6 protein-coding genes are annotated in these 6,475 nt (G+C 39.9%); 2 read left to right on the plus strand and 4 right to left on the minus strand.

All coding sequences use genetic code 11. The features are described from left to right. Positions 1 to 173: 173 nt before the first annotated feature. The 3 genes from E5A76_RS13200 to E5A76_RS13210 all read right to left on the minus strand — a co-directional run bounded on the left by E5A76_RS13200 (position 174) and on the right by E5A76_RS13210 (position 1,885). Positions 174 to 749, minus strand: a complete 576-nt coding sequence (locus E5A76_RS13200) for a hypothetical protein (RefSeq protein ID WP_053989647.1) — start codon at positions 747 to 749, stop codon at positions 174 to 176. 109 nt (positions 750 to 858) lie between these two features. After that, a complete protein-coding gene (locus E5A76_RS13205) occupies positions 859 to 1,401 on the minus strand; it encodes a hypothetical protein (protein ID WP_161119217.1) in 543 nt (180 codons plus the stop codon). Between the two features lie 214 nt (positions 1,402 to 1,615). Continuing rightward, positions 1,616 to 1,885 (minus strand): hypothetical protein, encoded by a 270-nt coding sequence (locus E5A76_RS13210; RefSeq protein ID WP_161119218.1) that lies wholly within the window; start codon positions 1,883 to 1,885, stop codon positions 1,616 to 1,618. Positions 1,886 to 2,125: 240 nt separating this feature from the next. On the opposite strand from E5A76_RS13210, the gene E5A76_RS13215 reads away from it, so the two are divergent. Both E5A76_RS13215 and E5A76_RS13220 read left to right on the plus strand, forming a co-directional pair. Beyond that, on the plus strand, positions 2,126 to 2,896 hold the full coding sequence (locus E5A76_RS13215) for a class II glutamine amidotransferase (RefSeq protein WP_161119219.1): 771 nt from the start codon (positions 2,126 to 2,128) through the stop codon (positions 2,894 to 2,896). Positions 2,897 to 3,241: 345 nt separating this feature from the next. Next, positions 3,242 to 4,813, plus strand: coding sequence for a BCCT family transporter (locus E5A76_RS13220; RefSeq protein WP_161119220.1), 1,572 nt, complete (start codon positions 3,242 to 3,244; stop codon positions 4,811 to 4,813). Between the two features lie 115 nt (positions 4,814 to 4,928). On the opposite strand, the gene E5A76_RS13225 is transcribed toward E5A76_RS13220, so the two are convergent. Then, on the minus strand, positions 4,929 to 6,389 hold the full coding sequence (locus tag E5A76_RS13225) for an SDR family oxidoreductase (RefSeq protein ID WP_161119221.1): 1,461 nt from the start codon (positions 6,387 to 6,389) through the stop codon (positions 4,929 to 4,931). Positions 6,390 to 6,475: the final 86 nt, after the last annotated feature.

Consider the following 6,475-nt stretch of genomic DNA (forward strand, 5'->3'; position numbering starts at 1 on the left):
CTGTCAGGCGTATAAATTTCGAATATTTAATTTGTAACTAGATGTAAATTTGGTTGGTGTGTGATTGATAGAGCGGGGGTGAGAGCGTTTTGAGTAATAAAAACGACGAGTAAAACTTAAGCTTTATCTCGTCGTTCCTATTTCAATAAGCGTTGTTAATGATTAACTCGGCTTTATTCAGCAATATATTCTAACGGTGCTTCGAGTTCTTTCAGTACCATTTTTTGGATGTTGATACCAAGCATCATTACGATTAAACACCAGTTTAAGAATGGCAGTTTGCCTGTTTGTAGGCTTTCAATAAATTGGCTTGGGTTCCAGTTGAAAAGCTCACAAATATTTTGCGCTGTCATTTCTTCAAATAAACCACTGTCGATCAGTTTTGCAAACTGCTCGCTAGTAGGACAAACAAAAGTATTACGGGCACCAAAGGCTGTTGGTTTAAAGAGGCGTAATACACGGCGAATGTCTTCAACTTTGATCACTTCGCCATTCATAGCAATGTTTTGTCGACCGACTAATGCAGCAAGGAAACACCAGCATGGGTATGGAATAGTAGAGATGTTAAAAGGTTCTTTTTTATATTTTGCTGTCCAGCTACTGACATTTTTCTCTTGTAAACCAGTGACTAGCGCAAGTTTGTTTGCATCGTAGCCATGATCTTTCAGTAGGTTAATGATTTCAGCAACTTCAGATACGAAAGGTTTGGTCCAATTTTCGTATGAGGTAAAGACATTTTCTCTGATCAAAATGCTATTCCAATATGGGAGTTCAATAGATTGCCGCTGATCATACGTGTTAAAGCGACGATGTCCATTAATATCCCATATTGGATGGAAATTCCTTTAGGTTATTAATCTATTTGGATGTTTTTTGGTTTTGTTTCTCTTGTTTAGCCTGCAGCTTTTGCTGTTGTTGGTAGAGTTTATCGATCTTCTGCCAATTGTTATCTGATAGGGTGAAAGAATCACTTAACTGGATTGTTTTATTGGTATCTGCTTTGGGGCTAACCAGTGTTGCAGTGTAGTGGATCTTGGCTGTGCTGTTTTCTTTATCAAGACTTTCTAAGCGTAATACAAGGCCTGAAGGCTTAGTTTTATCGATCACAAAATGTCCATTCCAATTCAATGATGCGTCGATATTTGGATTATCTTGATTGTAATTCATCGCTTCTTTTTTGGTCAGCAAGGTATGTAGGCTATTACTGTTGATAGAAAGCGTTAGAAAATGGCTTTTGTCTTTAGACAGGATGATACTCGCGGCAGGAGCGTTGTTGAGATAGAAGTCATTGGCAACACCTACTTCTTTCAATGAGCCGTTAATTTCGTGATCGTCTGCGTTGTTACACCCCGCGAGTAAGAAGGCAGCAAGAGCGAAGCTAGCAATTGTTATTTTTTTCATACAGTTTCCTTAGTAATGGTGCCAAGGGAGAAAGGAACTTACACAATAAGCATACAAATGATGATGGAGTAAATTGTCAGCTTAGTGTCTAAATCGATGTATAACTGCTTGATAGTTGAACAGAGTTTACCGCTTAACGGGTATTGAATTGACAGGTTAAGCGATAACGACAACTCAAATGACTTTGCCATTCGCTAAATTTCACTGCTACAACTTAGAAGCACATACCAAGAAAATAGAAAAGAACATAGAAACAAACAAATCCAATCACAAAACCTGTGAGGTGATGAATGAAAGAGGGGATTTGTGGTTTGTGCTGACGTAGTTTGTTTTTCGTTACGTGGTAACAAGCAATAGCGATTAAGAAAACAATGGTTATTGCAAGGGTGTAAACCATATTTTGTTGTGGTTGCATGGTATCTGACTGGGCAAGTACAAGTGGTGAGAACAGTGCTGTACAACTTAATAAAGAAGCGTATTTCATGGTGGAGTGTCCGCAGAAATAACACGTAAATTAAAATGATCTAAGTCTTGCTGCAATGGCTGTTATTACAAGTTGTTATTGCATAAGTGATAGTGGCGATGAAATGGGATTTGTCATTTTAATGATCATTATATGGTTGTGATTAATTTATTTAGATATTCGCTTAGTAGACGTTTAGTGGTTGATTTTAAATAGGTGAAGGCGTCTATTGATAAGTTTTAATCGCAGATGGGTGTCACTATGTCTCGTTGGCTTGCATATCACGGTAACGCAATTTATTTAGATGAACTGATTTATCAACCAGAGCATTCTTTGATCCACCAAACATTAGAAGAGCGTAAAGCGGTTAACTATGTCAATGGTGACGGTTTTGGACTGGGCTGGTATGCCGAACGTGAAATGCCTGGTCGTTATCATGAGATTATACCTGCGTGGGCTGACGATAATCTTCGCTCTTTAACGCATCATATTTGTTCTCATCGTTTTATGGCACATGTACGTTTCTCTACTGGTGCCGAAGTCTCACGAGCCAACTGCCACCCATTTATTTATGAGCAATGGATGTTTTTACATAACGGTCAGATAGGTGGCTTTGATAAAGTCCGTTTTTCATTAGAGCGTTTACTGTCTGAAAGTTTGTATAACAAGCGAGTAGGTACAACGGATAGTGAAATTATCTTTCTGTTGATGATCAAAAATGGTCTACAAAACGATCCTATTGCTGCGATAAATCAGACTATGTATGAAATCGAACAGGCAATGCAGGAAAAAGAAGTCACTCAACCACTTCAGGCATCCATTTGTATTTCAGATGGCAATAGCTTCTGGGTGGTGCGCTACAGTACTGATAATGCAGCGCCAACGATTTATATAAAGCAAACACCTGAAAGTGTCACGTTAGCTTCTGAGCCATTAGAGCAAAATGAGCAATGGTTGTTAGTGCCTAAACAACAAATCTTGCATATCAGTAAACAGAACACGTTAACGTTTTACGATTTAATTGTTGATTAGTGAAAATGAAGCAGTTGCAGCGCGATTGTTTTCAATCATGTAGAAAGAAAACTGAATAGTTATTAGGGTTGAATGCTCTTGATTTAGGTGAAATTGGTTAGAGTAGTAATTATTTTTAACTGTTAGCTAAACGCTGCTTTTTTCTTGATAATGCCATTATTAATATTATTAAGTGGCAATTAAGTTTAATTGTTATACAAAGCCGTAACATCATGATATGCCACTTAAAAACGAATGTTAAAGTGGTTTATGCTACTTTTGCTTTGAATAATAAAGGTTTTTTATCTGGCTTTTGTGTGTGTGGGCTGTTAATCTCTCGTCCCTCACACACAAAGTGAGATATTTATGTCAACTAACGTATGCCAAATAGCTAATGGTGACGCTACTTCTTCAAGTGAAGTTTCAAGCAATATTGAAGCTAAACTTGTTCCAATTCTAACGATTGGTTTCATTTCTTTATTCATTTTTGCTGCACTGTTCGATATGTCCAGTTTTACAGCATTTATTCAAACAAGTTTCGAATCTGCCGCCAATACTTTTGGTCAAAGCTGGCAGTGGTTGATGCTGGTTAATTTCATTTTTGCTTTAGTTTTGGCATTTAGCCCACTGGGGAAAAAGGTCATGGGTGCGGAATCTAAGCCGACGATCGGTACGTTCCGATGGTTAGCCATGATCATGTGTACCTTATTAGCGGGTGGCGGGGTGTTTTGGTCTGCTGCTGAGCCGATTTATCACTTTATTACGCCACCACCAGCATTTTCAGATGTGAGCGGTTCAACGCTGCAAGCGGTAGCTCCAGCACTGGATCAAGCCTTCTTACATTGGGGCTTTTTAGCTTGGGCCGTATTAGGCACATTGGCAACAATTGTGTTGATGTACGCACACCATGAACACGGCGTAAAGTTACGTCCGCGTGCTTTGCTGTTTCCTATTTTTGGTAACAAGCTTGAAAATCATTGGATGGGCAGTGTCATTGATGCATGTTCTATTATTGCTGTTGCAGCAGGTACCATTGGTCCGATTGGATTTTTAGCATCGCAATTAGGTTATAGCTTAGAGTTACTTACTGGCTTAGAAAACAATGTCCAATCTCAATTACTTATTCTAGCTGTCGTAGTTGCTGTATATTCTATTTCTGCAGCATCTGGCATGGATAAAGGCTTGCAGTGGTTATCACGTATTAATGTGATTGGTGCCTTTGGCTTGTTATTAGTGATGCTTTTTTTAGGCCCAACCAAGTTTATTTTAAATGAGTTCGGTAGCGCCTTTGGTGGATATCTACAGCATTTTGGTGAGTTAAGCCTCACGACAGACAAGCCATCTTGGAATGTGTGGTGGACATGGTTCTTCTGGGGCTGGTTTATTGGCTTTGCTCCTATGATGGCGATCTTTATTGCTCGTATTTCAGAAGGCCGAAGTATTCGTGGGCTAGTGTTAGCGGTAGCGATTGGCGCACCGATTGCGACAAACTTCTGGTTTACTGTATTAGGTGGAAGCGGGATTTATCTTGAACTGCAAAATCCGGGTGTAATATCAGGACCGTTAAATGATGCTGGATTGCCTGCTGTACTATTAGCAACACTGTCTAACTTACCATTTAGCAGTATCTTATTACCTGCATTTCTAGTGTTAACCACCACCTTTGTTGTCACAACAGGAGATTCAATGGCGTATTCCATTGCGATGGTGGTGTCAGGTGACAATGAGCCTGATAGCAAACACCGTTTGTTCTGGGCTATCACTATGGGTGTTGTAGCAGCGGTATTGTTATTAGCTGGAGATGGTGGTTTGAATGCACTGCAATCCTTTATTGTGATAACGGCTGTGCCAGTATCTATCTTGATTGGTTTTACTTTAATTAGTGGACCAATAGCAGCACTGAGAATGACATGTGCAAAAGAAGATGTAACCGCATAACGAAATCAGGCATGTAACAGACTGACATGCGTGAGTAACAAGTATGAATAAAAACGCCCAATTGATAGCGATTCAATTGGGCGTTTTTGATCTAGTTTATAGTGTTTACAACGATTTAAACGGTATCTATATGACCATCTTTTGCTTTGGCTTTACAGCGTTTCACCAGTTGATGTGTCATACCTCGGAAGATAAACAAGTGTGCTGGCATCATGGCAAACCAATACAATAACCCTTTAAAGCCTTTAGGGTGCCACCATGCTCGTATATCAACCGTACGGTACTTGCCATGATCATTAATGGTAAATTCTAAACGACCCAAGCCAGGCGCTTTCATGCCAAAAAGTAGTGATAAGAAGTGGTTCTCTTCTAAACTGATCACTTTCCATGAATCAATACGATCACCGAGCTCTAGATGATTAGGATCACGACGATAACGCTCTAATGCATTGCCGCCAATCATGGCATCCATCCATTCACGTAATCGCCATAAGCCATTGGCAAAAAAGTAGCCTTCATCACCACCGATAAGCTGAACTTGTCGCCATAAATCTTCGCAGCTAGCATCGGTTTTTAAGGTGTATCCTGCTTGCTTAGGGTAGTAGCCATAATCGGGTTGCCAACGAGACAACGCATCAGGATCGAATCCCCATATTTCACTATCAATGATCTCATCATTCATTTCTAACGCTTCGGCTACCGCATCGTCATAACTGATCAGTACTTGGGGAATATAGGCTTGCAGTTTGCTTCCATCTGCGGGTAAGTCATATTGCAGGCCGTTAATGAGTGCGCGAGCTATATTGGTTGGTACCGAGGTAATAAAGCGTAGCCAATGTGCAGCTAATGCAGGGCTTAAAAACTTAAGCGGAATTACACGGATCTTTTTATTGATCAGTTTTCCAAGTCTGACCATTTGTTCACGGTAAGTAAGTTGTTCAGGACCTGCAACATCGAAGATCATGTTTTCGGCATTGGGCTTTTTGATTAGCTCAGTGAGATAGAACAATAGATTTCTAAGAGCAATCGGTGAGTTGCGTGATGTTACCCATTTAGGCGTTAGCATAACAGGCAAATGGCTAACAAAATCACGCATTACCTCAAAGGCAGCGGAGCCCGGGCCGATAATAATACCTGCACGTAATTCAATCGTAGTTTTGTCACTGCCGCGGAGAATATTACCTGTTTCTTTACGGGCAATAAGATGAGTTGAAGCGGCATCTTCTGACTGTAATGCACCTAAATAAATGACTTGTTCAACGGGACTTTTTTCAAGGTACTGAGAAAAATGACGGGCACAATCGAGCTCAAAATCAATGAAGTCATGACCATGGTTCATACCATGAACAAGGAAATAGACAATATCGACATCATGAAGTAAATCAGTGAGATCTTTATTGTCGCTGAGATCTAAATGAATGAGTTCAAGGCGTTCAAGTTCATTCCAACCGCGTTTACGTAATAGTTGTAAGTTACGTCCTGTTGCTTTGACACGGTGGCCTTGATTGAGTAATTCAGGTACGAGGTGACTACCTACATATCCTGATGCACCGACTACCAGAATTGTTTTGCCCATTACTTCATCGCTCCATTTCCTTATGGTTATTATTTGGGTATGGCTGATTATAAATAACTATATTTTTGTTAATTGTAACGAATAAC

Source organism: Photobacterium lucens (assembly GCF_009873615.1).
Classification (GTDB): Bacteria; Pseudomonadota; Gammaproteobacteria; order Enterobacterales; family Vibrionaceae; genus Photobacterium; species Photobacterium lucens.